Genomic DNA, 25801 nt, shown 5'->3' on the forward strand with positions numbered 1-25801 from the left:
AACCGGCGTGATACGCAGAACCTCACCCGATTATCGGTAGGTTGGCGCTGGATCTTAGACCCTCACGCTTTATTGTCTTGCCTGTGAAAATCCCCGTTCTTACCACCTGTTTTCATAACGAGCAGCGTCGAGTTGATGATCATATCTTTCTCTACAGCTTTGCACATGTCATACACGGTTAATGCCGCGGCGGAAACAGCCGTTAAGGCCTCCATTTCCACCCCTGTAGGACCTGTTGTACGTACAGTTGCTTCTATGTATAGTTCATTGATGCCATTATTGGAAAACTGAATATCGACCCCAGTTAAAGCTATGGGATGACACATTGGGATCCAGTCTGACGTTTTCTTGGCCGCCATGATGCCAGCCACTTGAGCCACGGCGAGGACGTCGCCTTTTTTCATTTTGCCCTGAATGATTAAATCAAGCGTGTCTGACTTCATTAATAAGGTAGAGCGAGCTGTTGCTGTGCGCTTCGTCTCATCTTTATCCGATATGTCGACCATTCGCGCTCGTCCCTGCTCATTAAAATGCGTCAATGGTGAAGAATCGGGCACTGCAATCACCTCTATAATTAGGATTCTGTTTTGAAGACCATTTTACTTTCAGTTACAATCCCGTCCACTCGGAAATCATGCCAAGAAGAAGGAACAGCAGGAATCAATTGATTATCGAAAGCAGCGGCAACGGCAAAAGGTCTCTTCAAACCGCGCGCAGCGAATAACTGCATAAAACGATCATAGAAGCCCCCTCCGTAACCTAAGCGACCGAAATCCAGATCAAATGCAAGCCCTGGTACAACAATCATGGATATCGTGCCCAAATCCTGTTCGATGGGAACATCACTCCGCGGTTCTCTAATCCCATAAACACCACTTTCGAGGTCCTCATAACGACTTATGATGTGCAGGTTCATTGTTTTCGTGTCTGCCACTACTTTCGGTATTAGTACACGAATTCCCTGCTGCCAGCACCATTCCATCAATGGCGCAACGTCAGGTTCCGAACGAAAAGGCATATAGCTCATCAGCGTAGGCTGTGAATTAGGCGGTATTTTCCCCTGTTCATACAGCTTATCTACACATAACTTCACCATTCTTTGGTTGATGAGTTCTTGTTTCTCATCGCGTATCTCAGCAACAATCGAAGCACGTCGTATTTCCATTTCCTTACGTAATTCTATTTTCCGCTCTCGGATGTTCATCATAAGCTACAGCCCTTCCTAGCGAGGAGTGGTTTCCCCCATTTTAACATAAATAAAGTAAAAAACTATACTCGTACCAGAGACCCCGCCGAATGGCCTATATTTCCCGTCTAAATTAAGCAGGCGTTGCCCCCATTCTTCGTGTATACTAATGATTTGATGGGATTGAAACAGAGATCGAAGGTCAACTTAATTAGGTTCTTACATTAATATGTATCCAAAACGCAGGAGGTAGCAGCAACATGCTATTACAAGTTTCTAACATTTCCAAAAGCTACGGGGTACGCTCCGTACTCTCCAATATAACGCTTCAAATTGAAAATAGGGAACGCATCGGACTCGTCGGTGTCAATGGTGCCGGTAAGTCTACCCTCCTTCAAATCATCGCCGGTGAAATGTCGTATGACAGCGGTGATCTGTTCAAAGCAAAGGAAACCAAGATCGGTTATTTGAAACAAAACAGTGGTCTCAACACAGATAAATCCATCTGGAACGAGCTTCTTAGCGTGTTCAGTTCACTATTGGACACAGAACGCGAGTTGCGTGAGCTGGAAGCCCTAATGGCTGATCCTGACCTTATCTCCGATGAGAAAAAGTATGAGTCCACCATGAATCGGTATGCGCTGCGCTCTGAATGGTTTCGAGAGCATGGCGGCTATGAAATCGAGGCTAAGATTCGCGGTATTTTGCACGGGATGGGCTTCGGTCAGTTCGCTCCAGACACCTTGGTCAACACCCTCAGCGGAGGGCAGAAGACGAGATTGGCGCTAGCTAAAATGTTGCTGGAAGAACCCGATCTGCTCATGCTCGATGAGCCTACCAACCATCTCGACATCGCCACATTGACGTGGCTTGAAGGTTATTTGCGCGGCTACCCTGGCGCGATTCTCGTCGTATCCCATGACCGTTATTTCCTCGATGCACTCGTGACGGCAATTTATGAAATTGAACGCCATGCATCCAAACGGTATACGGGCAATTATTCCCGTTTTATCGAGATTAAAGAAGCGAATTATGAAATTGAATTGAAACAGTTCGAAAAGCAGCAGGAAGGAATCTCGAAATTAGAAGATTTCGTGCAACGTAATATTGTACGTGCTTCGACGACGAAGAGAGCTCAGTCCCGCCGTAAGCAACTCGAGAAAATGGACCGTTTGGATAAACCGATGGGCGATTTGAAACGCGCCTCGTTCTCCTTTGAAATCGAACAGACTTCTGGGAAGGAAGTCCTACAGGTTGACCGGTTATCGCTTTCATACGATGGCAAAAAACGTCTACTCGACGGTGTCTCGTTCCAGCTTCGCCGTTCCGAGACCGCTGCGCTTATCGGGCCTAATGGGGTCGGGAAATCCACCCTCCTCAAAACATTGATAGGTCAACACCAGCAAGACGCAGGCACATTCAAATGGGGCGCTGGCGTCACGATCGGCTATTACGATCAAGAGCAGAAAGGTTTGAATCCGTCCAACAATGTGTTGGAGGAAGTGTGGAACACCTATCCTCATTTGGAAGAAGCGCGTATTCGTACGGTGCTTGGCAGCTTTCTTTTTAGCGGCGAGGACGTATTCAAGAAAGTAGCTGCACTAAGCGGTGGCGAAAAAGCTCGTGTTTCTCTTGCCAAGCTCATGCTTCAGAAAGCCAACGTATTGATTCTCGATGAGCCTACCAACCATCTGGATTTATATAGTAAAGAAGTACTGGAGTCAGCCTTGATGGACTACGAGGGCACCTTATTATTCATCTCCCATGACCGGTACTTCCTCAATAAAATGGCGGAGAGCATGCTCGATCTGCAAAAAGATGGCTTAACGAGCTATCTCGGCAACTATGACGACTATGTGGAGAAAAAAGCGGAGCTTGCAGAAATGGAAGCACAGCGTCTGGCCAAAGAGGCGGAGAAGAAATCTGCCGGAAGTTCCTCTTCCGCTGCTGCGGTGAAAGCTGATCCTGCCAGTGGTGGCAGTTATGAGGCGGACAAGCTAGCGAAGCGTGAAGAACGCAGTCGTCAGCGGAAGCTCGAACAGCTTGAGTTGGATATTGCTCGACTGGAAGATGAAGTGACAGCGCTCGAAGCTGAGCTAGCGGACCCGGCTGTGTATAACGATTACCTGCTTGTTCAGGAGAAAACGGCTGAGGTTGATAAGCGAAAGAGTTCACTTGCGGCTTGTTATGAAGAATGGGAAGTTTTATTGGCTTAAAAATGGAAGTAGTCCACGTCTGTTGACGTGGACTTTTTTTGGGCTGTTGATATCGTAAAGAGAATTGGGGAGGCGAACTACTATCCTGTGGACAAATTCACACAATGTTCAAAGTTACCCACAGTAGCAGTTGCTTATCGTCTACTTTGATTTGATTTTTCCACAAAGTCCTCTCGGAAACCTCCGATCCTTACTTCCTAGGGTGTGAATATTTCTAAAAAAAAATGACGAATTGTTCCGATAATTTAAACGGGCCTTTGTGGAAGCCCGTTTTGTTATACACAACGTTATCCACAGAAAAAAGGGGGCATTTTCCGCCCCATATCCCCCTTCTCAGTATTTTTCCACAAGGTTATCCACATTACCCACATTTTTTTATGAAAAAGTTATCCCTCTTACTACCCATCAAAAAAGGTTGATCTATCGGGTTTTCTTCAAGTTATACACATTACACACAGGGGGTGTGCATAACCTTGCTCACAAGGTGTGTATATATCTAAGTTTTCTTACAATTTAGCTAGATGTGACGAAAGTTGTTGATTACGAAGCTGTTATCGCAGTCTCTGCTCCATCGGACGTTGCGGTGTTTTGCATCCGAATTGCCTGATTACAGGCCGATATGAATGCTTTGGCTACGGCGACAAGGACATCTTGGTCAATCCCTGTGTTCTTGTAGGTCTGGCCTCCGACGGAGATCGTGACCTCAGCTTCCCCCGTTGCTTTCTCGCCTGTGGACAACGAGTGCAGCTCAAGATCGGAGAATTCTACATCCATCGGAATGGCCTGCTGTAGGCAATGCACGATAGCCTCGATCGGTCCTTCTCCCGTGCCGGAGTAGACACTTTCTATGCCCGTCTGATTATTTCTAACCGACACGGAAGCAACGCGATTGCGATCACTGCTCGAAACCACCTGCATATGTGACAGTGTGAAGGGCTCCATTTGCCCATCAACCGTGCTGCCTACAAGCTCCATCAGTTGATCATCCGTGACCATTTTTTGCTCATCCGCCACTTCTTTGAAACGTGTATATAGTGTATCTAGTTCCTCACCTGTAAGCTCGATGCCGAACTGCTGGGCACGATGTTTCAGCGCATGGCGGCCTGAGTGCTTGCCAAGGATAATCATAGAGCGTGGAATGCCTAGCTTTTCAGGGTCCATAATCTCGTACGTATTACGGTTTTTCAGAAGTCCATCCTGATGGATGCCCGCTTCGTGTTGGAAAGCATTGCGGCCGACAATCGGTTTGTTATAGGCAATCGGGAAGCCCATGATGCGACTGACCATTTTGGATGTGTTGAAAATCTCACTCGTCACGATGCCCGTTTCTACGCCCATCGAATGCTTCCGCGTCTCAATCGCCATGACTAGCTCTTCAAGGGAGCAGTTACCGGCACGCTCGCCAACACCGTTCACAGTTACCTCAACATGCGTGACACCTGCAGCGATAGCCGCAAGGCTGTTGGCAACTGCAAGCCCCAGATCGTTATGGCAGTGGGCGCTATACTCAACCGTGTCGCCGCCTCTTACACTTTGGCGCACTCTGCGGAACATGGCACCATACTCTTCAGGAAGCGCATAGCCTACTGTGTCAGGGATATTCAGGATCGTTGCCCCTTCCGCGATGACCGCTTCCAACACCTCGAACAGAAATTCATCTCCAGTCCGCGTCGCATCCATCGGCGAAAACTCGATCCGATCGACGAATTGCTTCGCATAACCGACCATCGCGCGAGCCATCTCCACCACCTGCTGACGCGATTTGCGCAGCTGGAAATCCAGGTGGATGTCCGACGAGGACAGGAACATGTGGATGCGTCTGGATGCTGCATCTTGCGTAGCTTTGACCGCGGCATCAATGTCGGCTTTGACGGCGCGGGCGAAGCCGCAAATCTCAATGCCTTGCAGCTCACGAGAAATCTGCTGCACCGCTTGGAAATCACCAGGACTCGAGATCGGGAAACCCGGCTCAATCGTGTCGATACCCATGATCGCAAGCTGTCTCGCGATGCGGATTTTCTCCTCCGGGTACAGAGAAGCACCAGGTGCTTGCTCACCATCACGAAGTGTTGTATCAAAAATGCGAATGCGGCGATTAGTATTTGTATTGTTTTCCATGGTTGTTTACCTCCTAAGGTATGCCCGTCTAGGGCTAGCTTGATATGAATTAAGGGGTGCGATTCCCTTGCTGCGATTAGATTTTTTGTGCTGTAAGCGTGTTTTTCATCGCTACAGCGAGCGCGGTGGACGATTTCGACGCATTATCTGGAGCTGCGTGGTGATGCGACGTGATGAACAGCTGTGAATCGTGGCTGCAACGCACTTTTCACAGACGACAAAAAGACCCGTCATCTCCACATAAGAGACGACGGGTCTTTACCCGGCGCGGTACCACTCTTGTTGGCTCCGTGAAGGAGCCCACCTCAGATATAGCCAGCAAGTTGCTCGCTACATCACCCGATCACGGAGGTCATCCGTCCATCCCTAACAGCTGCTGCCAGCTGATCAAGATGACCGCTTCCAAGCGAGTTCAGGGCGTCCTCGGTCTGCGTCGCATCAACCCGCAGCTTTCTGTACCAGAGACTTGAGTCCTTACTACTCTTGTTCATCGCGTTATTTATATGTGTTTGCTTCGTTAACATTTGTTTCAGAACAACCAAAAAAGCCTGCCATCTCTATAAAAGAGACGACAGGCTTGAACCTTCCGCGGTACCACTCTAATTGATCCGAGCTGCTAGGCTCGAAACCACTCATGTACCTGATCACGGGGGTCAACCGTCAAGACCTACTTGGGTGCTGGATCCTTGGCATCCTTATCAGTCCTACCGCTCCCGGGCGAGTTCAGGTGACGTTTCGTCTGTGCTTTCACCAAATGCACAGCTCTCTGAGCGAAACTGATCATGCCTTACTATTCCCGTTCGTTGCGTTTGAAAGTATTGATTGTGATTATAATATGCACTTTTTTGAAAGTCAATACACCTGTTTGAAAATTTATTTTATCTCTTACCCGCTAGATCGGCGCTTGAAGTAACTAGATTTCAAGAACCCTATAGAGCTGCAGGCACATTAACTCGCCGCTAGTCTAGATGATTTCCACCTATTTGGCATGGAGAAAAGACACGCTAAGGAATTTAGCGTTATGAAAACATCTTATTTGCCCATATGGTAGGGAATTCTGCCGCTTGAGATCCCAATTAAGAGTAGACAACCGGCGTGGCAAACTTACCACTCTTCCAGCTTGAGCTGTGGCTCGGCTTTCAACTCCATCGAGTCGAATTCCTGCTTGTCCCACTTTAAGAATGCGGCGGCGCCTATCATCGCCGCATTATCCGTGCAGAGCCGGTGCGGCGGCACCAGCAGCGGTACCCCCAGCTGCTCGCAGCGCTCGCCGAGCCTGCTGCGCAGCCCCTTGTTCGCGGCGACGCCGCCCGCGAGCAAGAGCTGTTTCGCGCCGTATTCCTTCACGGCGCGGCTTGCCTTCTCAACAAGCACGTCGATGACGGATGCTTGAAAGCCCTTGGCAATCTGCGCGACTTGAACGGTTTCGCCGCGCATCTTGCTCTGGTTAACGACGTTCAGCACCGCGGATTTCAATCCGCTAAAGCTGAAGTCGTAGGAATCTGCCTCGAGCCAGGAGCGAGGCATTTTGATCTCGGAATCGGCTTCCTGTGCGAGCCGATCCACGTGCGGTCCGCCCGGGTAAGTCAATCCCATTGCCCGGGCAATTTTATCGTAGGCCTCGCCGGCCGCATCATCGCGCGTACGCCCGATGATACGGAACTGGCCCGGGCCTTTGAGTAGAATGAGCTCGGTGTGTCCACCGGACACGACGAGCGAAATCGAAGGATACACCAGCTCATGCACGAGCTGGTTGGCGTAAATATGTCCCGCGATATGGTGAACACCAATCAGCGGAAGATCTAGGGCGCAAGCGAGCGCTTTGCCCGCGACGACGCCTACCAGCAAGGCCCCGATCAGTCCGGGGCCTTCAGTTACGGCGATGGCGGAGAGCTCATGGAGCGAGACGCCCGCTTCTGTAACAGCTTCCTCCAGCATCCATGTAATCGACTCCACATGCTTCCGGGAAGCTACCTCAGGCACAACGCCACCATAGCGTTGATGTGTTTCGATTTGGCTCGAAATCACATTCGAGCGAATGATTTTACCATTTTCAACGATGGCCACTGAAGTCTCGTCGCAACTCGTTTCAATGGCGAGAATATACACGGGCTTTGCAGTAGAATTTTTATTTTGTCCTTGTCCCTGTCCTTGCACTTGCCCATCTTGTTCCATCTGTTCACTACTCACACTATTCACCTATTTGAAAGCCTCAGTCGTTGAGACTATCCTTTCTACGATTGGGCAGATCTGCCCACATGACGACAGCGTCCTCGCGATTATCTGTATAATAGCCTCTACGCACACCAACGGAGCGGAAGCCTAGTTTCTCGTATAGATTTTGCGCCACATAATTCGAAGTTCTCACTTCAAGTGTGATGCGAATAGCCCCTAGAAAAGCGGACGTTTTCATTAACTCACGCAGGAGTCTTTCCCCCAGCTTGCGCCCACGATAGGTATCTTTTACAGCAATGTTCGTGACATGTGCTTCCTCCATAATGAGCCACATGCCCCCATAACCGGCGACTTCCCCATCAATGTCCATAATCATATAATGCGCAAATTGGTTGTTCGTCAGCTCATTCTCAAACGCTCCTCGTGTCCAAGGTGTTGTGAAGGCTTCCTGCTCGATCTCAACAATAAACGGAATATCTTCCATGGTCATTGAGCGGAATACCAATGAATTTTCTATGGCATGCGGCTGTCTCTGTTCCACGACTACTGTTCCCCCTTCTTCGGCTGCAGACCTGCCAGCAGATTGGCTTCAGCTTCTGGAAGCCTTGTATAATTCGGTACAAACGAATGAACGTCTGCCTTCTCGCCTTGCGCTAATCTTGGATTAGCCAGCAGACCGATATATTCGGCTTCAATGCCATAAGGAATAATGCTCACATGACCTGTAAAATCCTCCGTAAACTGCGCCAACTCCGCCGCAAATCCCGTGGTTTCACCAATGAAAAGAATATGATCAGGCGCTAAACGACTAGCATGAGAGAGGATCTCCTCCGTCCACGCGTCAATAACTCGAATACCGTCAGGCAACACTTCTTGCCAAGAGGCATCAGGTTCTCGTGCAGCAGTAATAGCCGTAGCTCCTTCATACGCATACACAGCTGTAAAAGCTTGTTTACGCCTTCCATCCATAAGCGGAACAACCCATGTCACACCGTTCCCTTCATAGTCGTTCTGTACAGAACCACCAATAGCCATAGCCTCTAAACTAGATACACCAATTAAGTCTAGTCCCAGTGACCATGCAAAGGTTTTGGCTACAGAAACAGCAATCCGCACACCTGTATATGAGCCTGGCCCTTGGCCAGCAGCCACTGAGCGTAGATCTCTCGGCTTCATACCTAAACGAGTTAATAAATCTTGAATATGGGGAAGCAATCCCAAAGAATGATTCCGCTCCGCATGGGAGCTAATCTCCCCGAGCAGGTGTCCATTTTCTAATATAGCAACTGTCATCGCTGATGTTGAGGTATCGATTGCTAAGCATCGCCCCGTATTAGTTATCCGTTCCGTCATGTAAATGTCCGTTCTCCTTCATCTGTATACACCAACTCTCATACGGCGAACCGTGTGGAGTCAAGTGAAATACGCGGGTTTGATCAGCCTCTTGGGTGATCGTAATGGTTAGTCTGTCAGGTGGCAGCAGATCTTCAATTAAGCTCGACCATTCGATCAGCGTAACGCCTGCTCCATAGAAGTAGTCCTCTAATCCCAACTCATCTGCTTCCTCTTGTGAAATGCGATACATATCCATATGGTAGAAAGGGAGTTCAGCTCCCTCATATTCTTTGATAATGGTAAATGTAGGCGAGTTTACGTGCTCCGAAATTCCCATCGCTCTAGCGAAGCCTTGCGAGAATCTCGTTTTGCCAGCACCCAAATCTCCGTCTAAGGTTAAAACCGTTCCTGGCTGTAGATACGTAGATAATAGGATTCCCAGTTTATCTGTATCTCCTTCATGATGAGAAGGAAACTTAAATGTGGATAGCGTCAATGATTTCGTCCCTTTCTCTCCGCGTGCGCATACTGCTTCTATTATAGTCCTCGCCAGCCCATGACATCAACCTGTCAATCACAAAACACGAATGAACGACCACTATTCTCTAGATGGGTTCGGATTTCGACTAGGCGAAACTAGAAAAGCCCTCACCGATTCAATAATCGGAGAAGGCTTGTTTTGCCCTTGCGGACCTTTAGTGTACCTCTTCTAGCTCCTTAGCTGGGACAACACGGGCATCTGCGGGATTGCCTTCCGCATGCACTTTGACGAGACCTTTACCAGAGTCTACACTGTCTATCCAGACAGCTAGCCCATTCAAGTCAACCTCAATTTTCTCGTGAGCAGCTAAAATCTCTTGAGCGCGGTGAACGTTCATGGTTCATCCAGTACGGATTCCGGATATTCCATCGTATCCGTGGTTGAGTGTTCAATTAACCCACCCTGCATGGTAACGTTCCCGCCACCTAGCCCCTCATTAATCATACGATCAATGTCCATATAACAATCATCTCTATCTTCATTGTTCGTATCTTGCGACAAATTCGATTCTGATGCCATCCGTAATCCCTCCTTAGGTTCGCGTTTTTGGGCTATCATGTTGCATTAATAAGCTTTCCAATCTCCCCTCTAACCATTCTTCTTACTGACTGCCGTATAAAGGGAATGTATCAAGAGAATACTAGTACAATTACGTATGTTGGGGAGGAGTGCTATCTATGCATACCGTGTGGAAAGGCGCTATTAGCTTCGGACTTGTTCATGTTCCCGTCAAAATGTTCTCAGCCACAGAGGATAAAGACATCTCTATGCGCTATATTCACAAGACGTGTATTACCCCGCTATCCTATGTGCGAAAATGCCAGACTTGCGAGAAAGAAGTAGAGTGGGAAGAAATCTCCAAAGGGTACGAGTTTGAACCTGGTCGTTTTATTCTTTTTGAAAAGGATGAGCTTGAGGAAATCTCCGGCGAAGCGAACAAGGAAATTAAGATTTTGGACTTCGTAAATTTAACTGATATTGACCCCGTTTATTTTCAAAAGACATATTACCTCGGCCCTGGCGATACGGGCGCTGGCGCCTACATGCTTCTGCTTGATTCCATGCGCCAGACGGGTAAAATCGGTATCGCCAAGGTGTCGATCCGCTCCAAAAGTTCGCTAGCCGCTATACGTGTCATTGACAATTGCCTTGCCATGGAAACCATCTTCTATCCGGACGAAATTCGGCCAATCTCTCAAGTGCCGAACCTTCCAGAGAAGGTTACCGTGAACGAGCGGGAGATGGAGATGGCGAAGATGTTGATCAATCAGCTCTCCACCCCGTTTGAACCTGAAAAGTATAAGGATGAATACCGCGCTCGCCTACTCGACGCAATTGAGCATAAAGTGGCTGGCGAAGAAATCCAAACTGCCCCTGAGGTTCAAAATAAAACGAGTGTCATCGACCTCATGGCTGCCCTACAAGCCAGCTTGAACGCGACCAAACCGTCGTCCGATGGCAAAATAACGCTCGGCGCAGATGCTTCTATAACCGAAGAAAAACCGGCAGAGAAGAAGCCCGCGGCGAAACCTCGCGCAAGAAAGTCGAAAGAGCCAGTTACTTGAATAATAAAGAAATGCCCTATCTTGGTTTCCGAGGTAGGGCTTTTTTAGCTAGTGCGATTGGCTCTAGGGTTGGGTTGCTGAAAGTCTGCTCAAGTAACCACTATTTAGCTCTAATTGCTGGGAGTCGAGGAATAGGGACTTCGTATGATTGGCGCCCAGTAGGTTTCGCGCTTACTTTGGCTAACTCCTATTAACTAACTGTAAAAACTACAGCTAATCCCCCTCAAATCCGGCTAATTTTTAAATTAGATGGATTTCCTGATGTTAAATTTGGCTTTTTGGAAAGATTCCTTGCGTATCCCTCTAATTAGCTGTAGGAAATCCAGTTATATTCAATTTTTGGGCAAAAGGGATCAAATTAACATCAGAAAATCCAGGTTAAATTAAATTATAACTAACTAGTAGTTGCCCGCCCCCCGAAACAATCACATCTGCCTTTTGCTTTCTGTCTTCTGCTTCCTGCATCTGCTTTCTGTCATCTACTTTCTGCATCTGCTTCCTGTCTTCTGCTTTCTGTATTCCCCTCAGCCTCTGCTCTCTGCCTTCTGTCTTCTGTCTTCTGTCTTTTGCCTTCCGTCTTCTGTCTTCCGCTTTCTACCTTCTGTCTTCTCCCATCAACTCATCCCCGCGATGCCAATTTCAGCTTCCTATTCCGCAACAGGGCTAGCATGAGCAGCAGCAAAGGCAATACAACCATAAAAATAGGAAATATGTAGGGAACAGCTACTTTTAGAGGGAAAATAATCGTAATCTCCTCATAATTCACCGGTATGAAAGTTAAGAGCATCACAACGACCGCGGTAATCCAGGTGACGACTTTCCAATTACGTATACCGAGCAGTTGTGTTGTTCCATAACTTGCTACAAATAAGTACAAGGTTAATTTGGTGAATATGCTCATGATCCAGATGGTAACAACGATCGCATCCAAATTCTCAATAATGCCGCCAATGGAGATGGAACGGACGATCATGAGCATGGGATATGGATAACCCGCTGCAACGTGCGGTCCGAACATCAAGATGCTGACGATTATCGATAGTACGGTAAGTAATCCGGTAAGCAGGACACCTGTTACGGCATATCGTACGGTTTTCTGCTGCTTATCGACAAAAGCGATCAGCATCATAATCATGATGCAATCACCTAAGAATGCGGCAGTTGGCAGCGCACCTTTTAATAGCATCATCATGTCATTATCTAAGTAAATCGGAAGAAGTCGATCCCAATTCAATTGATTAATACTTAGAAACATAGGGCCGAGCACGCAGAGCAAGATAATCGGCCCTGTAACTTCACAAATACGCGCCAACACACCAACCCCATGCAAGGTAGGGTACAAGACGACTAGAAGCATGGGTACCTGAATGACATAGAGCGGGGTTTTGGGCATAATGGTTCCTGTGATGAATAAGCTGAATTGCCTCAAAATCACGGTAAGTATGACAAGCCATACAAGGATGAAGAGAGCCGAAATGATGCCCCCCAACCATTTGCCCAGCAGAATGCGATTATATTCGACTACGGTCAATCCAGGGAACATCGTACTGAGCTTGCCACATACACAGGCAATGAGCATCCCTGCTATTGTCGCGATTAGAATGGAAATCCATGCATCCTGTTTGGCGATTTGAGCTGCAGGAGCAATGGTGAGAAGAATAGTCATAATGATTTGCATACTAACCATCATCCAAAATATTTGCCGGCTCGATAAGGCCATATCACTCATTGATGAACCCACCTATCTATCTTTACTGACCGGTCATGAAAGGAAAATTCGATATACCCGGTCTCTGAATTTTGCTTTTTACATCCAACTGAACATCCATCGTCGGAAAGATGGCATTCCAATTTGCTTTGGCTTGTTTCCATTCCCTTGGATATTTTTTATGGAAAGCCCGTGCAAATCCCAGCACGTCCGCCCTCTGATTGTGTTGTAATTGTTGCAATGTCTCTCGCAAAATCTCCTTAATCTTCTTATCGAACGGTTCTTCTAACTTTCTCATATTATCAGAACCGTTAGCGAGCAGAAGCTCGGTCGAATTTTGAACAACATCCGCTTCTAAATCCAATTGCACATTCATTTTCCAAATGCCGTTCTCAATCAAAGGATGCAGATGGAGATCTGTGGTAATGATTTTAATCACAACTTTCCCACCAGCCTCTTGTTCAGTCAGCGTAATATTACGGCCCAGATCCTCATGAATGAACAACCTTATCCCCATTTGTTGCTCGTCAGATAGAAAACAAGCCAGTTTCCCCTCTTTGATCACCGACATTCCTTCGACGGTCAGAATCGTTTTTTTAGCTTGATTCGAAATCAATTTGCTCCTATTCGCAACCGGCAGCAGGAAAGCACCGGATTCCCCACTTAACACTTCTTCTATATCATGCATGGTAGCGGACTGAATCAATGGCTTCTGCGCAAGTTTAATTAACGTTTCATAGGTATTCGGATCATTCTGCGCTTCTAACAGGTCCCTAGCCATTCCTCTGCATACGAAGAAATTAGCTTGTTCCCGCGGTTGAATATCCCTGAATAAGAAATCGAAATCATCAAACATCCCACTCCGAGCAAGTTCTTCGCCAAAGAAGTAGGCTTTGGCATGACTCCAAGAGAAATAGCGCGGAAACTTCTTTTGCAATTCCGATAACGCATCTGGCATGGAGGTTCCTTTGGTCGATACCGTGTATACATTCCCCTGCCCAGTCCCCCCTTCAGCCGCAGAAGCAGCAGGATTCGGTATGAAGACTTGAACGGTCACTTCAATCTCTTCCTTCGAGATCTTATCGATTCCAGCGGCAATGATAAACGCCATATCGTTCACCTCTACACGATCCCAACAACCTGTTAAGAGAAGGACGCACAGAGACAGAATAGGAACAGATACGAATCTCCTCATAGCAGGCACCTCCTACGCTTATTTCTCATTCCGTTCATCTCGATGTTCGCGCTGCCTTTTCAAATTACGGTTATCAGCATAAAAGGCAGGACGTGTATTCATTTTGCTAATGGGAGCACGAAACAAAACATCTTTGATTCCTTTGAGATAAATGGGTGCATATGGAGCCAGATAAGGGACGCCGAAAGAGCGAAGAATACACAGATGACTAATGATTAACAGCAACCCCAGAATAAGGCCGAATAAGCCTAAAATACCGGATAAAATCATAATGGGAAATCGCAGCATACGTAAGGAGATCCCTGCGGAATATTGTGGCATCATGAACGAGGAAATACCCGTAATCGCTACAACCATAACCATAGGAGCCGAGACTAGACCCGCTTGGATAGCCGCTTGTCCAATGACCAGCGCGCCTACGATACTGACGGCAGAACCGACTTGCCTAGGCAAACGAACTCCCGCTTCACGCAAAGCCTCGAACGTAACTTCCATAATCAACGCTTCCACTAGGGCAGGGAAAGGAATTTCCTCCCGGGATTTAGCAACACGAAGCAGCAGCGTTGTAGGAACCATTTCATGATGAAAGGTTAACACTGCCACATAGATCGCCGGAGCTAACATGGCAATTAGAAAAAAAGTATATCGAAGCCAACGAATGAGAGTCCCAATCAGAAAACGCTCATAATAATCTTCAGGCGATTGCATGAGGGACCAAAAAGTAGTTGGAGCAATAAGAGCAATCGGCGTATTATCCGTAATAATAACAACGCGGCCTTCTAACAAGCTCGCTACAGCCACATCAGGGCGTTCCGTTGTTTGTACTTGAGGGAAGGGCGAATATATATTATTCTCAATCATTTCCTCGATGTAGCCGCTCTCCAGCACCCCATCAAGCTTAATTTGAGAGAGTCGCTCCGAAACCTTACTTATAATGTCTGGTTTGGCAATTCCCTGTACATAAGCCATTGTGACATTTGTTTTCGAATAATTGCCCAGCGTAAAGGAAACGAATTTCAATGCGGGGGTCTTTAACCTTTTACGGATTAACGTAGTATTTACCATTAAAGATTCTACAAAACCTTCACGTGGCCCCCGAACAATAGACTCTGCTAGCGGCTCTTCCACTGCCCTGCCTTCAATTTGTGATAACTCAATCGACAATGCTCCTTCGATCGTGTCCAACAGAAGAACCGCCTTGCCCCCAAGCACTCCCTCGATCACTTCACCAATCATGCGCAGTTCTTTATACTGGGATACCGAAATACGGCTTATAACCTCATCCATGGATGCTACTGTACCTGTTCCAGCATTCTTAAGAGGTTGATGGACTTGGCTGTCAAGCAGCTCTACATTCACCATTCCCCGTAAATAGAGCATGGAGGCCTGCATGCCATTTGCCAGATGGATCGAAGCGAAAATGACATCATCACAAGCTGTCAATGCGGTTTGCAAATGAAGGATATTCGAGGAAAGGTCAGTCGACACCAGGGTATGGAATACTTCCTTGTCTATACTCGGATCCTCAGGAAAAGGTTGATACATGCACAACTCTCCTTTAATACTCACATTCATTTACGTATTGTTATGCTCTCAAAATCATACGGCTATTCAGTTGTTACCAAAGCAGGAGCATTTTAACATGGCATCCAAGCCATCTTGCTTGAAAGATCCTAAATTGGTGAAGAATGGTAGGAGAACAACTATGGAAAGGGGTTATGATCGTGGATTTTAAACCAGTCCTCCCATTTGAACCAGTTAGCACAGATGAATGGCCAGTTGGCACTCATTTCACGAGTCAAATTAAATGGGATGGGGTACGAATGCTGCTCTACTTCGATGGAAGCACAACCAAACTAATTAATCGCAGAACCAATGATCGGACCTTGCAATACCCGGAGTTAACGAATCCACAAGCGTTCTGCTCGGCAGATTCGGTCATATTGGATGGAGAGATTATCGCCCTCTCCGATGGTAAGCCTTCATTTTACGAAATTATGAGACGTGACAGCGCTAGGAAGTCTAGCACAGTGACTCGCGTCATGGGACAAGTCCCGATCACTTATATGGTCTTTGATATTCTTTATTTGAACGGAGACTGGTTAGTACATCTGAGCCTGAAAGAAAGACAAGCTACTCTAGCATCCACAATAAAGCCGAACCACCTTGTTCAACTCGTCACGAATCATGATGAGATGGAAGCACTATTTGCGATTGTGAAGCAGCATGAATTAGAAGGCATTGTAATCAAAGACCTGACCAGTTCCTATGTCATCAACGGCAAGGATAAGCGATGGATGAAGAAAAAAATCTTTAAGGACCTCTATGCCGTCGTAGGTGGCGTTACCTATAGAGACAAGATTGTGAATTCCCTTCTATTAGGCTTATATGATGATCAGGGGCAGCTATGGTGTATCGGCTACGCCGGCACTGGCAAACTTACCGTGAAAGATTGGCAGCATGTCACTGAGATCGTTCAAAGCATAACAACGCAGGAGCGCCCCTTTGTCAACGAACCCGAAAGGTCGAAAGAAGCGGTTTGGATAACCCCGCAACTCGTTGTGAAAGTTAGCTTTATGGAATGGACCCGTAACCAAACCTTAAGGCACCCGAGCATTCAATCCTTCATCCAAATGGATAGCAAAGCCTGTAACTTTAGTCAAAATTAGTTACGCACATATCAATCAAATTCAATAAATCGAAATAATATTTCAGTAAAAAATATTATTTTAAAATAAAATTCAGAATAACGCAGGAATACGTCGAATAAAGTCGAATCATTAACCAATAAATTATGCATGTCTTTTTTTTCCAATAACAATGGAGCGTGCAAATAAGAAACTAATTGGTAGGTGAGCGAATTGAAAGATGTCCTAAAGATTGTTATTCCTTCATTCAAACTGCTTGAAAACCCGGCGAAATCAGTAGGGATGAAACTATTCTTGATGTTCTTCACAAGTATTTTATCTTTCGTAATCATTGTCGGTGCACTTTCTTACTCCGTTTCAAAAGACGTGATTAAGAACAAAATGGCCGATTCCACCCTGCAGACGGTAACACAAGCGGGTCAAAAGCTAGATTTCTTATATCAAACTTTTGAAGATGTGACACTGCAAGTTATGTATAACAATGATGTACAGAAATTATTGGAGACACTCTCCAAGATCGATCCTCTATCGTACGACGCTGCTGATCCTAGTCATCAATTGACGGAAAAATTGAATTTTGTCGCTTTTTCCAACAAAGCAATTAAAACATTACGCATTTATAGACCCGATGGTAAGCTCATTGTCGCGACAGGCAGCACAGGTTACGAATCCGAAGTCAGCGTCAGTGATACGGATTGGTTCAAGCAAATTGTCGAAGCAGGCGGTAAAGCCGCTTGGCTCGATAGCAAATCGAAAGGGTATTCGAATGATTCGGGTAGTACATTCGGGATCGGCCGCATCATTAGCAACGCAACATCGAACCTATTGATCGTGGAATTTAGCACAGATATCTTGAACAACGAGTTAGATAGAATTACGCTTGGTGAGAACAGTTCCGTCGTTATCACGAATAGCAGCAACAAGAACCTCGCGACGTTCGACAAGACAGAGTTGGAACAAACGGCTGCTATCCAACTAACGAAAGAACAAATAGAAAAGAGCCAAGATTCTTTTACGACAAAAGATGATCACTTAGTTGCCTATTATCGATCTCCGATATCTGGATGGAATTTGATCGGCGACGTTCCTGTAAGCTCCATGGTTAAGGACGCTAAGCGGATCTTCAACTATACGCTAATCGTTGCCCTGTTTGCAGCTATTGCGGCGGTCTTGATCGGCTTGTTCGTGGTTCGCATGATCGGCAGACCTTTAGTCAACTTACGCAATCTGATGCAGCAAGGGGAAAAGGGTAAGCTGACCGTTCGCGCGAACTACACGACGAAGGATGAAATCGGTCAGTTAGGCAATAGCTTCGATAGCATGATGGAGCAAATCACAACCTTGGTTCAACAAACGAGCACTTCGGCTCAGCAAGTCTATGAAACGGCGACGGAGCTGTCGAACTCTTCGAAAACAACGGCAATCGCTGCCCGAGAAATTGCAATAGCTACTGAAGAAATCTCAGGCGGAGCTGCAGGTTTGGCGACAGAGTCTGAACGCGGCAATGAGCTGACGCATCATATTGGTATGCAAATGAAGAACGTGATTGAAGCGAACCTTGAAATGGGCACAGCAGCAACTGATGTGCAAAGCTCTAGTGAACTAGGCACGAAGTACATGGCTGAACTTATTGATAAAACGAAGCTAACAGAAACAATGATCCGCTCGATGGTGGATAAGGTGGCTAACTTAAAAGACAGCACAAGGTCGATCCGCCAAATTCTTGATGTGTTGAACAATATGACGAAGCAGACGAACATCTTGTCGTTGAACGCAACCATTGAAGCTGCGCGCGCTGGTGCAGCTGGCAAAGGATTCATGGTGGTAGCTGATGAAATTCGCAAACTAGCGGATCAATCGAAACAGTCTATCCATGTAGTTGGCCAAATCACAGAAAAAATTCAAGTCGAGATCAACGAAACGGTGAAAGTACTATCCACGGCGACACCGATTTTCAAACAACAAATTCAAGCTGTGAATGAAGCTGACACCATTTTCAAACAAGTGACGAGTCACATGGGCGGCTTTGTCGTCCGGCTCAGCACGGTAAGCGATTCAATCAGTACTCTGGAACAGTCCCAAGAAGTATTATCTGATGCGATGATGAATGTCAGCGCAGTAGCCGAGGAGTCGCTCGCCACTTCCCAAGAGGTCGCTTCCTTAAGCACAGAGCAACTTAACATCAGCAATGGCTTGGTCAGGTTATCGGAACAGCTTGACCAACTATCCAAATCGTTAAATGAAACATTGTCTAAATTCGAGGTTTAACAAAAATTAATTATATACAGACCTCCATAAATTTGAGATATTTACATCGTCGTTTATTTAATCGTCGATTTGGAGGCTCTCATGATTTATTTAGCTATTATCATCTTTTTACTAACGATTACCTTCGTCATTTGGCAGCCGAAAGGCTTAAGCATTGGTTGGACAGCATCAGCAGGAGCCCTGCTTGCCCTCGCTTGCCAAGTTGTTTCGCTGCAAGATGTCGCCACAGTTACAGGCATCGTGTGGAATGCGACGCTCGCATTCGTGGGTATTATAGTGATCTCGATTATCCTAGACGGGATCGGATTCTTCGAATGGTCTGCTCTCCATATGGCACGCTTGGCCAAAGGCAACGGCAAGCTCATGTTCGTCTATGTGATCCTGCTCGGCGCAGCGGTGTCGGCCTTTTTTGCCAACGATGGTGCAGCCTTGATCCTTACGCCAATCGTGCTAGCCATGGTCAGAGCCATGAAATTGCCGGATGCGGCCATTCTTCCTTTCATTATGGCAAGCGGCTTTATTGCGGACACCACATCACTGCCTTTTGTCATAAGTAATTTGGTAAACATTCTTTCTGCGGATTTTTTCGGGATCGATTTCGTCACCTATGCAAGCCGGATGTTCGTAACGAGTCTATTCGCATTAGGCGCAAGCTTGCTGGTTCTCTATCTGTATTATCGCAAGCAAATCCCTGAAACCTATGATATCGCAGAGCTGAGACCCCCTTCGGAAGCGATTAAAGATCTGCGACTATTCCGTTTGTCCTGGTGGATTCTCGGCATTCTATTAATCGCCTATATTGGCAGCGGATTTATTCATGTTCCTGTTTCCTTCCTCGTTGGTGCTGCCGCAATTAGCTTCCTTCTCATTGCTAGAACGAGTGCCGTGATGGATACCAAGAAAATTGTGAAGGAAGCCCCGTGGGCTGTTGTCATTTTCTCCATCGGGATGTATGTGGTGGTCTATGGGCTGAAAAATGTCGGTCTCACGGATGCGCTTGGGGATCTGATCGACATCATCTCTGGTGAAGGTCTGTTCGCAGCCACGATTGGCATGGGGTTCCTTGCCGCGATCCTTTCCTCGATCATGAACAATTTGCCGACTGTGTTGATTGACGCCCTGGCGATTCAGGGAACACAAACGGATGGAATTCTCCGAGAAGCCCTTATTTATGCTAATGTCATCGGAACCGATCTTGGGCCCAAAATGACGCCAATCGGCTCACTGGCCACCCTAATCTGGCTTCACGTGCTTGCCAAGAAAGGGGTTAAAATCACGTGGGGCGGTTATATGAAAGCTGGTGTCATCCTAACGATCCCTACCTTACTTATTACGTTAATCGGTTTGTATCTGTGGTTGCAGGTCATATCCTAATCGGCGGTTCAGCTTTGCGCGACTCTGTTTGAGAATCGCTCCCCTAGGAAATAATTGTGAATAAAAGCTCAGAAGGAGCGATTCCAAGCCTATGGCGTTCAAAGCAGAGAAAGCGAAACTTCTCGTGGAGGGCAACGAGTTAACAATCACGAATCCGAATAAGCCGCTATGGCCTGACTTGGGCATTACGAAAGCTGATTATTTGACGACATTGAGCGCACTTTCGCCCTACCTCCTACGGTACTGCCGTAATCGCCATCTAACAACGATTCGATTCCCGCATGGATATGATGACAAATCTTTTTATCAGAAAAACGCCCCAGAACCTGTGCCCAGCTTCGTTAAGCTAGCACCGCTAGATGGCATTAACTATGTCAATTTGGACTCCTTATCTACGCTCATGTGGCTTGGAAATCTGACTTGCCTGGAATTCCATCCATCCTTCCATTACATTGGAGAGACGAATCCGGCAGAGTGGCTGATTGATATCGATCCAACCTTGGAGGAGGAACCTCGCATCATGGAGGCTGCTCTAATTATCGGTGAAGTGCTGGATTCGCTGCATATTCAGTCGATTCCCAAAACCTCGGGTGCAACAGGCGTACAAATTTACATTCCGATCCAACCTGGCTATACGTTCGAGGAACTCCGAAGAATTGGACATTTCATTGCCACCTATGCGGTTAAAATGAACCCGAAACTGTTCACGATCGAGCGCTTCAAGAAAAATCGTGGTGACAAGATTTATATCGATTACCTCCAGCACTGGTATGGAAAAACGTTATCTGCTCCCTACACGCCTCGGGCCAAAAAGGACGCAACGATTTCAACGCCCCTATTTTGGAAAGAGGTAGAGCTGCGCCCAAGCATTGGCGAATTCAACCAACTTACGATTATGAATCGACTACGAACCTACGGGGATCTGATTGATCGTGTTCCACCGCAAAATTTGAATGCCATACTAGCTAAATTAAAAGAGTAGTTCTAATTAGAACTACTCTTTTATCATTAGAATAAAGGCGATAATAATCGCGCAATCCTCTCTTTTCTTTTTTCACCTAACGACCTCATCTCAAATTCAGATAGCACAACTTCCGAACATGCCTCTAAATCCATCACAAAATCACTCTCCAATCGGGAAATGACACGTGGATCAAACATCACCGCATTTAATTCGAAGTTGCTGTAGAAGCTCCGCATATCCATGTTGGCCGTACCAACCGTCGCCATGAGGTCATCCACAATAATCACTTTGGCATGAATAAACCCTTTCCGATACAAATAGACTCGAACACCTACCTGTAATAATTCCTGTAGATAGGATTTTGAGGCATATTGGACAATGAGAGAATCCGCTTTAAACGGGAGAATAACGCGTACATCAACACCACTGATTGCGGCTGATTTGAGCGCCATCGTGATGCTAGGGTCAGGAATAAAATAAGGCGTTGTAATCCATATCCGGTTCTTCGCGGCAATCAACCCTGCAAAATACATCTCCTGAATCGCGTCCCATCTGGCATCAGGACCACTAGAGATAACCTGAACGAATGAAGGCTCCCCTTCGGAATGTGCTGGATAATATCGCTTCTCCCCCAAGCTTTCCCCACTAACGAAAAACCAGTCTGTCAGAAAGGTACGCTGCAAGTCATAGACCGCATCCCCATGGAGCATGATGTGGGTATCTCGCCAGAAGCCAAGCTTCGGGTCCCCACCCACGTATTCATTCCCAATATTAATGCCTCCAACGAAACCAACTAAGCCATCAACGACCACAATTTTACGATGATTTCGATAATTCAACCGTTTATCAAAGAAAGCAATCAACGGCTTTAGGAAAGGCTCTACAGCAATACCTGCCCGTTTCAACGAAGTAATGTAAGCCGTAGAAAGCGAGTGACTGCCAACCCCATCGTAAATAACCCTAACAGTCACTCCTGCCTTCGCTTTTGCAATCAGGGCTTCTTGAAATTTCCTGCCTATTGCATCGTCGCGTATGGTATAGAATTCGAAATGAATATGATCTTGCGCTTTACCTATCTCTTCAAGCATCGCTTCATACGTAACGTCAGCATTCGTCAGTACATCAACGCGGTTCCATTTTGTAATTGGAGCACGAGGCACTTGACGCAGCCAATCACGCAAACGTTGTTCTCCCGACAAAAAACTGCCCTCGTCATTTCTCGTGTCTAGGATGACTTGATAAGGAGCGCCTTGGAGCTTGTGGTCCAGCGAGATCTCGCCGCTATGTCCATGAACTTTCTTGCGCCGCACATATTCCCTAGCAATAAAGTAATACATGAAAAATCCAATAATCGGAAATATAAACAGGATACTTAACCAAGCTATCGACTTTGAAGGCCTTTTATATTCACAAAGTAAAATCGTAGCTGCCTGAAATATAAATAACAAAAGAATAAGAATAATCCATAACAATAACACCAGCCCCTATCCGTATATCTGCTTGCTCAGATAGCTTTTGCCAAGGCCTAAGGCACTATACCTTTTCTTACCAACAAAACTTCTACAAATAAAATTTTCCAACTTTCGTAATAAAATCCTTTCATTTCGCAGAACATAATCTACGCATTCTTGTTTCTTGCAAATTGATCACGGCAGGAGGTGCCTCTCGCTTGGCCAAAACACCTAACTACTTGATGAAAAGCATCCTGCAAAGACGTAAAACGGTACCAACCAGCGAGGGCACTGCACTTCCCTCTAATCTGGATCAAGCACTCGACATGCCATTTGTTGAAGATCTTAAACAGACGAAACTTTCGCTGTTGCTAGATGAAAATCATACATTTATTAAAGACATGTTCCAAGAATGCTCCGATGTCGTTGTCAGGGAATTTGAGATTGACCCCCATATCCCTGCTCTGCTTCTATTCGTAGATGGTCTAACCAATACACAGCTTCTAAACGATACGATGAAATCACTCATGCTGATCGGAGGCGGTGAAACCTCTATCGATCGTATTGCGAATGTGATTCTGCCTGTGTCCCAGACGCAGATTTCTGATAATTACGGAGATTTGCTGACCTCTGTGCTTGGTGGTGATGCAGCACTGCTCGTTGAGGGGAACGCCAAAGCCATTCTACTCGGCATCCGAGGCACAGAGAAGCGCTCCGTCGGTGAACCCGAGACAGAAACTGTCGTGCGCGGGCCGAAAGAAGGTTTCGTAGAGAGCATTCGAACGAATACATCCATGATTCGCCGTAAATTAAAAACGCCTAAACTCAAGATGAAATCCATGTGTGTAGGCAAAGAAAGCAATACGAATCTTGTCCTTTGTTACATGGATGACTTAGCCATGCCTTCCTTAGTTGAAGAAGTCGTCAAGCGTCTTGAACAGATCAAGATTGATGCCATTCTCGAATCAGGCATGATTGAAGAACTGATTCAAGACAATGCATATTCGCCGTTTCCACAAATGCAATATACGGAGCGTCCTGACGTCGTTGCTGCCGCTATCCTTCAAGGTCGAGTCGTTATCTTAACGGACGGTACCCCTTTCGCTCTCATCGTACCTTTCGTCTTCGTTCAAATTATGCAAACGAGCGAAGATTACTATGAGCGCTTCCAGATTAGCACGCTTCTACGATTGCTACGATATGTGTTCATGTTCTTGTCATTAACGACACCTGCGCTTTATGTCGCAATAACGACGTACCATCAAGCACTACTACCAACTGCTTTGATGCTTAGCGTAGCTGCCTCTCGGGAGGCAATTCCTTTCCCATCCGTTGTTGAGGCCTTCATCATGGAGATCACCTTCGAAGCCTTGCGAGAAGCCGGTATCCGACTTCCTAAAGCGGTTGGCTCTGCCGTCTCCATCTTAGGGGCGCTCGTCGTGGGACAAGCAGCGGTCCAAGCGGGGATTGTATCGGCACCTATGGTTATCGTCGTCTCGATTACAGGTATTGCGTCCTTCACGATTCCGCGATTCAATGGTGCGATTGCGATTCGAATGCTGCGCTTTCCTATTCTAATTGCCGCATCCATCTTCGGATTCTATGGGATCTTCTTCTCATTAATGATTCTGATTGGCCACATGGCCAATCTCCGTTCCTTCGGGGTTCCCTATTTATCACCTGTCGGCCCCCTATCTACGCCAGATTTGAAGGATGTACTGATCCGTGCTCCTTGGTGGCAAATTCAGAAACGTCCCGAATTTATGGCAGTTCAAGACAACACTAGTCAGAGCAATGAATTACCGATACAAATCAAGAAAGCAGGCGGCTTAGACGGCAGCAACATCGACCATGTACACAAAGCCAGTAAGGAGGAACAATCGAATGATACTTCCTAAACAACGCGTTAGGGTGATGGCAACCTTACTGCTTTCCACCACGCTGCTCACCGGTTGCTGGGATCGTACGGAGACCAATGACGTCGCATTCGTACTTACCTCATCCGCAGATTTAGAGGATGATGGCAGATATCGTGTTACGTACATGTTCCCGCTTCCCGGTTCCATGGGTGGAGCTAGCGGGGGGGGCGGCGGCACAGCTGGCGGCAAAAGCTATTACATCGATTCTGAAGTCGGGACGACCTTCCGCGATGCCGTCAGCAAGCTCCAATTGCGTATGTCTAGACGCATCTTCCTCTCGCACCGTAGAACGATTGTCATTGGTGAGAAGCTAGCGGAAGCCGGCATCACTTCCTTGTTCGATGTGCTTCCACGTTCACCAGAGAATCGAATGACGAGCTACCTGATCGTAACCAAAGGCAAGGGATATGACCTCTTGAACGCTGATCCTAAGTTCGAACGGTTTCCTGCTGAAGTTATTCGTGAATTAAGCAAATCTCGCAGTGCTATGCCGACAACGATGAAGGACGTCGGGATGTCTTTAAGCTTTCACAGTGATCCCGTCATGAGCTACTTGGAACCTCGGGATAGTCAAATCGCCAAAGAGCCTTCCCATGAAATTCAATTCGTTGGTTATGGGCAATTCAAAGGGGATAAGATGGTTGGCATATATAAGAAGAAAGAAGCTTCCGGCCTCCTATGGCTACGCAATCAAGTGAAAGAGCAGCAGCTTACTTTTCCAATCGAGGAAGGTAACAATATTACCATTGCAGTTATCGGCGGCCAGACAGCAATCACGCCTAAACTTCTGGACGACAGAGTTAAATTCGACATCATCGTAGATGCACGCGGAGCTGTGCGAGAGGACTTGTCCGATGAGAACCTGTTTAATTCGAAGACCCTCCATAAACTTGAAACCAAGTTCGCCGAGCAAATCAAGGTGTCCATACTTGCAACGATTAAACAAATGCAGAAAGAAGGTACGGATTCCGCACAACTTGGCCTCATGATCTGGCGAACCCACCCTCAGCAATGGAACGATCAATACAGTAAGGATTGGGAGCACTACTTCAAAGAAGCCGAATTCAATATTGTCGTGAAAGCCTCCATTCCTGACACTGGCGTGATCAACCACAATGTAACCAAAGGAGGAATCTAA

The 25801-nt window shown here is 46.7% G+C and carries 21 protein-coding genes and 2 other annotated features; of the genes, 8 read left to right on the forward strand and 13 right to left on the reverse strand.

Annotation, left to right across the window (positions count from 1 at the left end; all coding sequences use genetic code 11):
* Positions 1–62 precede the first annotated feature (62 nt).
* Together moaC and A8708_RS09055 are read right to left on the reverse strand one after the other, a co-directional pair.
* A complete protein-coding gene (gene moaC / locus A8708_RS09050; RefSeq protein WP_274318746.1) occupies positions 63–557 on the reverse strand; it encodes a cyclic pyranopterin monophosphate synthase MoaC in 495 nt (164 codons plus the stop codon).
* Positions 558–574: 17 nt separating this feature from the next.
* Positions 575–1207, reverse strand: a complete 633-nt coding sequence (locus tag A8708_RS09055) for a 5-formyltetrahydrofolate cyclo-ligase (RefSeq protein WP_082927383.1) — start codon at positions 1205–1207, stop codon at positions 575–577.
* Between the two features lie 239 nt (positions 1208–1446).
* Here A8708_RS09055 and A8708_RS09060 point away from each other — a divergent pair, with 239 nt between their 5' ends.
* Complete coding sequence (locus A8708_RS09060) at positions 1447–3402, forward strand: ABC-F family ATP-binding cassette domain-containing protein (protein WP_068663168.1); 1956 nt, start codon at positions 1447–1449, stop codon at positions 3400–3402.
* 540 nt (positions 3403–3942) lie between these two features.
* Here the strand turns inward: A8708_RS09060 and A8708_RS09065 are convergent.
* The 7 genes from A8708_RS09065 to A8708_RS09100 all read right to left on the reverse strand — a co-directional run bounded on the left by A8708_RS09065 (position 3943) and on the right by A8708_RS09100 (position 10090).
* On the reverse strand, positions 3943–5520 hold the full coding sequence (locus A8708_RS09065) for a 2-isopropylmalate synthase (protein ID WP_068663169.1): 1578 nt from the start codon (positions 5518–5520) through the stop codon (positions 3943–3945).
* A 240-nt stretch (positions 5521–5760) separates the two neighbouring features.
* Positions 5761–6020, reverse strand: a binding site (T-box leader).
* Positions 6021–6081: 61 nt separating this feature from the next.
* Positions 6082–6333 (reverse strand) — a binding site (T-box leader).
* 291 nt (positions 6334–6624) lie between these two features.
* Entirely contained in the window at positions 6625–7695 is a 1071-nt protein-coding gene (tsaD, locus tag A8708_RS09075) for a tRNA (adenosine(37)-N6)-threonylcarbamoyltransferase complex transferase subunit TsaD (RefSeq protein ID WP_068663171.1), read from the reverse strand.
* Between the two features lie 37 nt (positions 7696–7732).
* Positions 7733–8236: a ribosomal protein S18-alanine N-acetyltransferase gene (gene rimI / locus A8708_RS09080; protein WP_338044188.1), complete on the reverse strand. Its 504-nt coding sequence runs from the start codon at positions 8234–8236 to the stop codon at positions 7733–7735.
* A 2-nt stretch (positions 8237–8238) separates the two neighbouring features.
* Positions 8239–9048: a tRNA (adenosine(37)-N6)-threonylcarbamoyltransferase complex dimerization subunit type 1 TsaB gene (tsaB, locus tag A8708_RS09085; RefSeq protein WP_068663172.1), complete on the reverse strand. Its 810-nt coding sequence runs from the start codon at positions 9046–9048 to the stop codon at positions 8239–8241.
* The gene (tsaE, locus tag A8708_RS09090) at positions 9029–9526 is read right to left on the reverse strand and encodes a tRNA (adenosine(37)-N6)-threonylcarbamoyltransferase complex ATPase subunit type 1 TsaE (protein WP_068663173.1); all 498 of its coding nucleotides are present in this window, start codon (positions 9524–9526) and stop codon (positions 9029–9031) included. The genes tsaB and tsaE overlap by 20 nt, the downstream gene beginning before the upstream one ends.
* A gap of 199 nt (positions 9527–9725) precedes the next feature.
* Positions 9726–9908 carry an H-type small acid-soluble spore protein gene (locus A8708_RS09095; RefSeq protein ID WP_068663174.1) on the reverse strand — a complete coding sequence of 61 codons (183 nt, stop codon included), beginning with the start codon at positions 9906–9908 and terminating at the stop codon, positions 9726–9728.
* The gene (locus tag A8708_RS09100) at positions 9905–10090 is read right to left on the reverse strand and encodes a hypothetical protein (protein WP_057315037.1); all 186 of its coding nucleotides are present in this window, start codon (positions 10088–10090) and stop codon (positions 9905–9907) included. Before A8708_RS09100 ends, A8708_RS09095 begins: the two co-directional genes overlap by 4 nt.
* 158 nt (positions 10091–10248) lie before the next feature.
* Here A8708_RS09100 and ku point away from each other — a divergent pair, with 158 nt between their 5' ends.
* A complete protein-coding gene (gene ku, locus A8708_RS09105) occupies positions 10249–11136 on the forward strand; it encodes a non-homologous end joining protein Ku (RefSeq protein ID WP_068663176.1) in 888 nt (295 codons plus the stop codon).
* 619 nt (positions 11137–11755) lie between these two features.
* Here the strand turns inward: ku and A8708_RS09110 are convergent.
* From A8708_RS09110 to A8708_RS09120, 3 genes are read right to left on the reverse strand one after another with little or no spacing between them, the layout of a single operon-like run.
* A complete protein-coding gene (locus A8708_RS09110) occupies positions 11756–12865 on the reverse strand; it encodes a GerAB/ArcD/ProY family transporter (RefSeq protein WP_068663177.1) in 1110 nt (369 codons plus the stop codon).
* A gap of 22 nt (positions 12866–12887) precedes the next feature.
* A complete protein-coding gene (locus A8708_RS09115) occupies positions 12888–14039 on the reverse strand; it encodes a Ger(x)C family spore germination protein (protein ID WP_068663178.1) in 1152 nt (383 codons plus the stop codon).
* A gap of 18 nt (positions 14040–14057) precedes the next feature.
* Positions 14058–15584 carry a spore germination protein gene (locus A8708_RS09120; protein WP_068663179.1) on the reverse strand — a complete coding sequence of 509 codons (1527 nt, stop codon included), beginning with the start codon at positions 15582–15584 and terminating at the stop codon, positions 14058–14060.
* Positions 15585–15757: 173 nt separating this feature from the next.
* On the opposite strand from A8708_RS09120, the gene A8708_RS09125 reads away from it, so the two are divergent.
* The 4 genes from A8708_RS09125 to ligD all read left to right on the forward strand — a co-directional run bounded on the left by A8708_RS09125 (position 15758) and on the right by ligD (position 21311).
* On the forward strand, positions 15758–16708 hold the full coding sequence (locus A8708_RS09125) for an ATP-dependent DNA ligase (protein WP_204787504.1): 951 nt from the start codon (positions 15758–15760) through the stop codon (positions 16706–16708).
* Positions 16709–16900: 192 nt separating this feature from the next.
* Complete coding sequence (locus tag A8708_RS09130; RefSeq protein WP_239696610.1) at positions 16901–18955, forward strand: methyl-accepting chemotaxis protein; 2055 nt, start codon at positions 16901–16903, stop codon at positions 18953–18955.
* An 81-nt stretch (positions 18956–19036) separates the two neighbouring features.
* Positions 19037–20329: an arsenic transporter gene (locus A8708_RS09135; RefSeq protein WP_068663180.1), complete on the forward strand. Its 1293-nt coding sequence runs from the start codon at positions 19037–19039 to the stop codon at positions 20327–20329.
* A 91-nt stretch (positions 20330–20420) separates the two neighbouring features.
* The gene (gene ligD / locus A8708_RS09140) at positions 20421–21311 is read left to right on the forward strand and encodes a non-homologous end-joining DNA ligase (RefSeq protein ID WP_068663181.1); all 891 of its coding nucleotides are present in this window, start codon (positions 20421–20423) and stop codon (positions 21309–21311) included.
* A 26-nt stretch (positions 21312–21337) separates the two neighbouring features.
* Here ligD and cls read toward each other — a convergent pair whose 3' ends face one another.
* Positions 21338–22765 carry a cardiolipin synthase gene (cls, locus tag A8708_RS09145; protein ID WP_068663182.1) on the reverse strand — a complete coding sequence of 476 codons (1428 nt, stop codon included), beginning with the start codon at positions 22763–22765 and terminating at the stop codon, positions 21338–21340.
* Between the two features lie 305 nt (positions 22766–23070).
* Between cls and A8708_RS09150 the strand changes: the two genes are divergently transcribed.
* Both A8708_RS09150 and A8708_RS09155 read left to right on the forward strand, forming a co-directional pair.
* On the forward strand, positions 23071–24642 hold the full coding sequence (locus tag A8708_RS09150) for a spore germination protein (RefSeq protein WP_157264649.1): 1572 nt from the start codon (positions 23071–23073) through the stop codon (positions 24640–24642).
* Positions 24629–25801 (forward strand): Ger(x)C family spore germination protein, encoded by a 1173-nt coding sequence (locus tag A8708_RS09155; protein WP_239696611.1) that lies wholly within the window; start codon positions 24629–24631, stop codon positions 25799–25801. Before A8708_RS09150 ends, A8708_RS09155 begins: the two co-directional genes overlap by 14 nt.

Source organism: Paenibacillus oryzisoli (genome assembly GCF_001653565.1).
Classification (GTDB): domain Bacteria; phylum Bacillota; class Bacilli; order Paenibacillales; family NBRC-103111; genus Paenibacillus_E; species Paenibacillus_E oryzisoli.

Excerpts from the sequence above, each read along its gene's own strand:
- A8708_RS09065 (WP_068663169.1), bottom strand. The coding sequence starts at position 5,520 with ATGGAAAACAATACAAATACTAATCGCCGCATTCGCATTTTTGATACA.
- tsaB (WP_068663172.1), bottom strand. The coding sequence starts at position 9,048 with ATGACGGAACGGATAACTAATACGGGGCGATGCTTAGCAATCGATACC.
- A8708_RS09155 (WP_239696611.1), top strand. The coding sequence starts at position 24,629 with ATGATACTTCCTAAACAACGCGTTAGGGTGATGGCAACCTTACTGCTT.
- A8708_RS09125 (WP_204787504.1), top strand. The coding sequence starts at position 15,758 with ATGATCGTGGATTTTAAACCAGTCCTCCCATTTGAACCAGTTAGCACA.
- tsaD (WP_068663171.1), bottom strand. The coding sequence starts at position 7,695 with ATGGAACAAGATGGGCAAGTGCAAGGACAGGGACAAGGACAAAATAAA.
- A8708_RS09110 (WP_068663177.1), bottom strand. The coding sequence starts at position 12,865 with ATGAGTGATATGGCCTTATCGAGCCGGCAAATATTTTGGATGATGGTT.
- A8708_RS09060 (WP_068663168.1), top strand. The coding sequence starts at position 1,447 with ATGCTATTACAAGTTTCTAACATTTCCAAAAGCTACGGGGTACGCTCC.
- A8708_RS09095 (WP_068663174.1), bottom strand. The coding sequence starts at position 9,908 with ATGAACGTTCACCGCGCTCAAGAGATTTTAGCTGCTCACGAGAAAATT.
- A8708_RS09150 (WP_157264649.1), top strand. The coding sequence starts at position 23,071 with ATGCCATTTGTTGAAGATCTTAAACAGACGAAACTTTCGCTGTTGCTA.
- ku (WP_068663176.1), top strand. The coding sequence starts at position 10,249 with ATGCATACCGTGTGGAAAGGCGCTATTAGCTTCGGACTTGTTCATGTT.
- A8708_RS09100 (WP_057315037.1), bottom strand. The coding sequence starts at position 10,090 with ATGGCATCAGAATCGAATTTGTCGCAAGATACGAACAATGAAGATAGA.
- ligD (WP_068663181.1), top strand. The coding sequence starts at position 20,421 with ATGGCGTTCAAAGCAGAGAAAGCGAAACTTCTCGTGGAGGGCAACGAG.
- A8708_RS09115 (WP_068663178.1), bottom strand. The coding sequence starts at position 14,039 with ATGAGGAGATTCGTATCTGTTCCTATTCTGTCTCTGTGCGTCCTTCTC.
- A8708_RS09120 (WP_068663179.1), bottom strand. The coding sequence starts at position 15,584 with ATGTATCAACCTTTTCCTGAGGATCCGAGTATAGACAAGGAAGTATTC.
- A8708_RS09135 (WP_068663180.1), top strand. The coding sequence starts at position 19,037 with ATGATTTATTTAGCTATTATCATCTTTTTACTAACGATTACCTTCGTC.
- A8708_RS09055 (WP_082927383.1), bottom strand. The coding sequence starts at position 1,207 with ATGATGAACATCCGAGAGCGGAAAATAGAATTACGTAAGGAAATGGAA.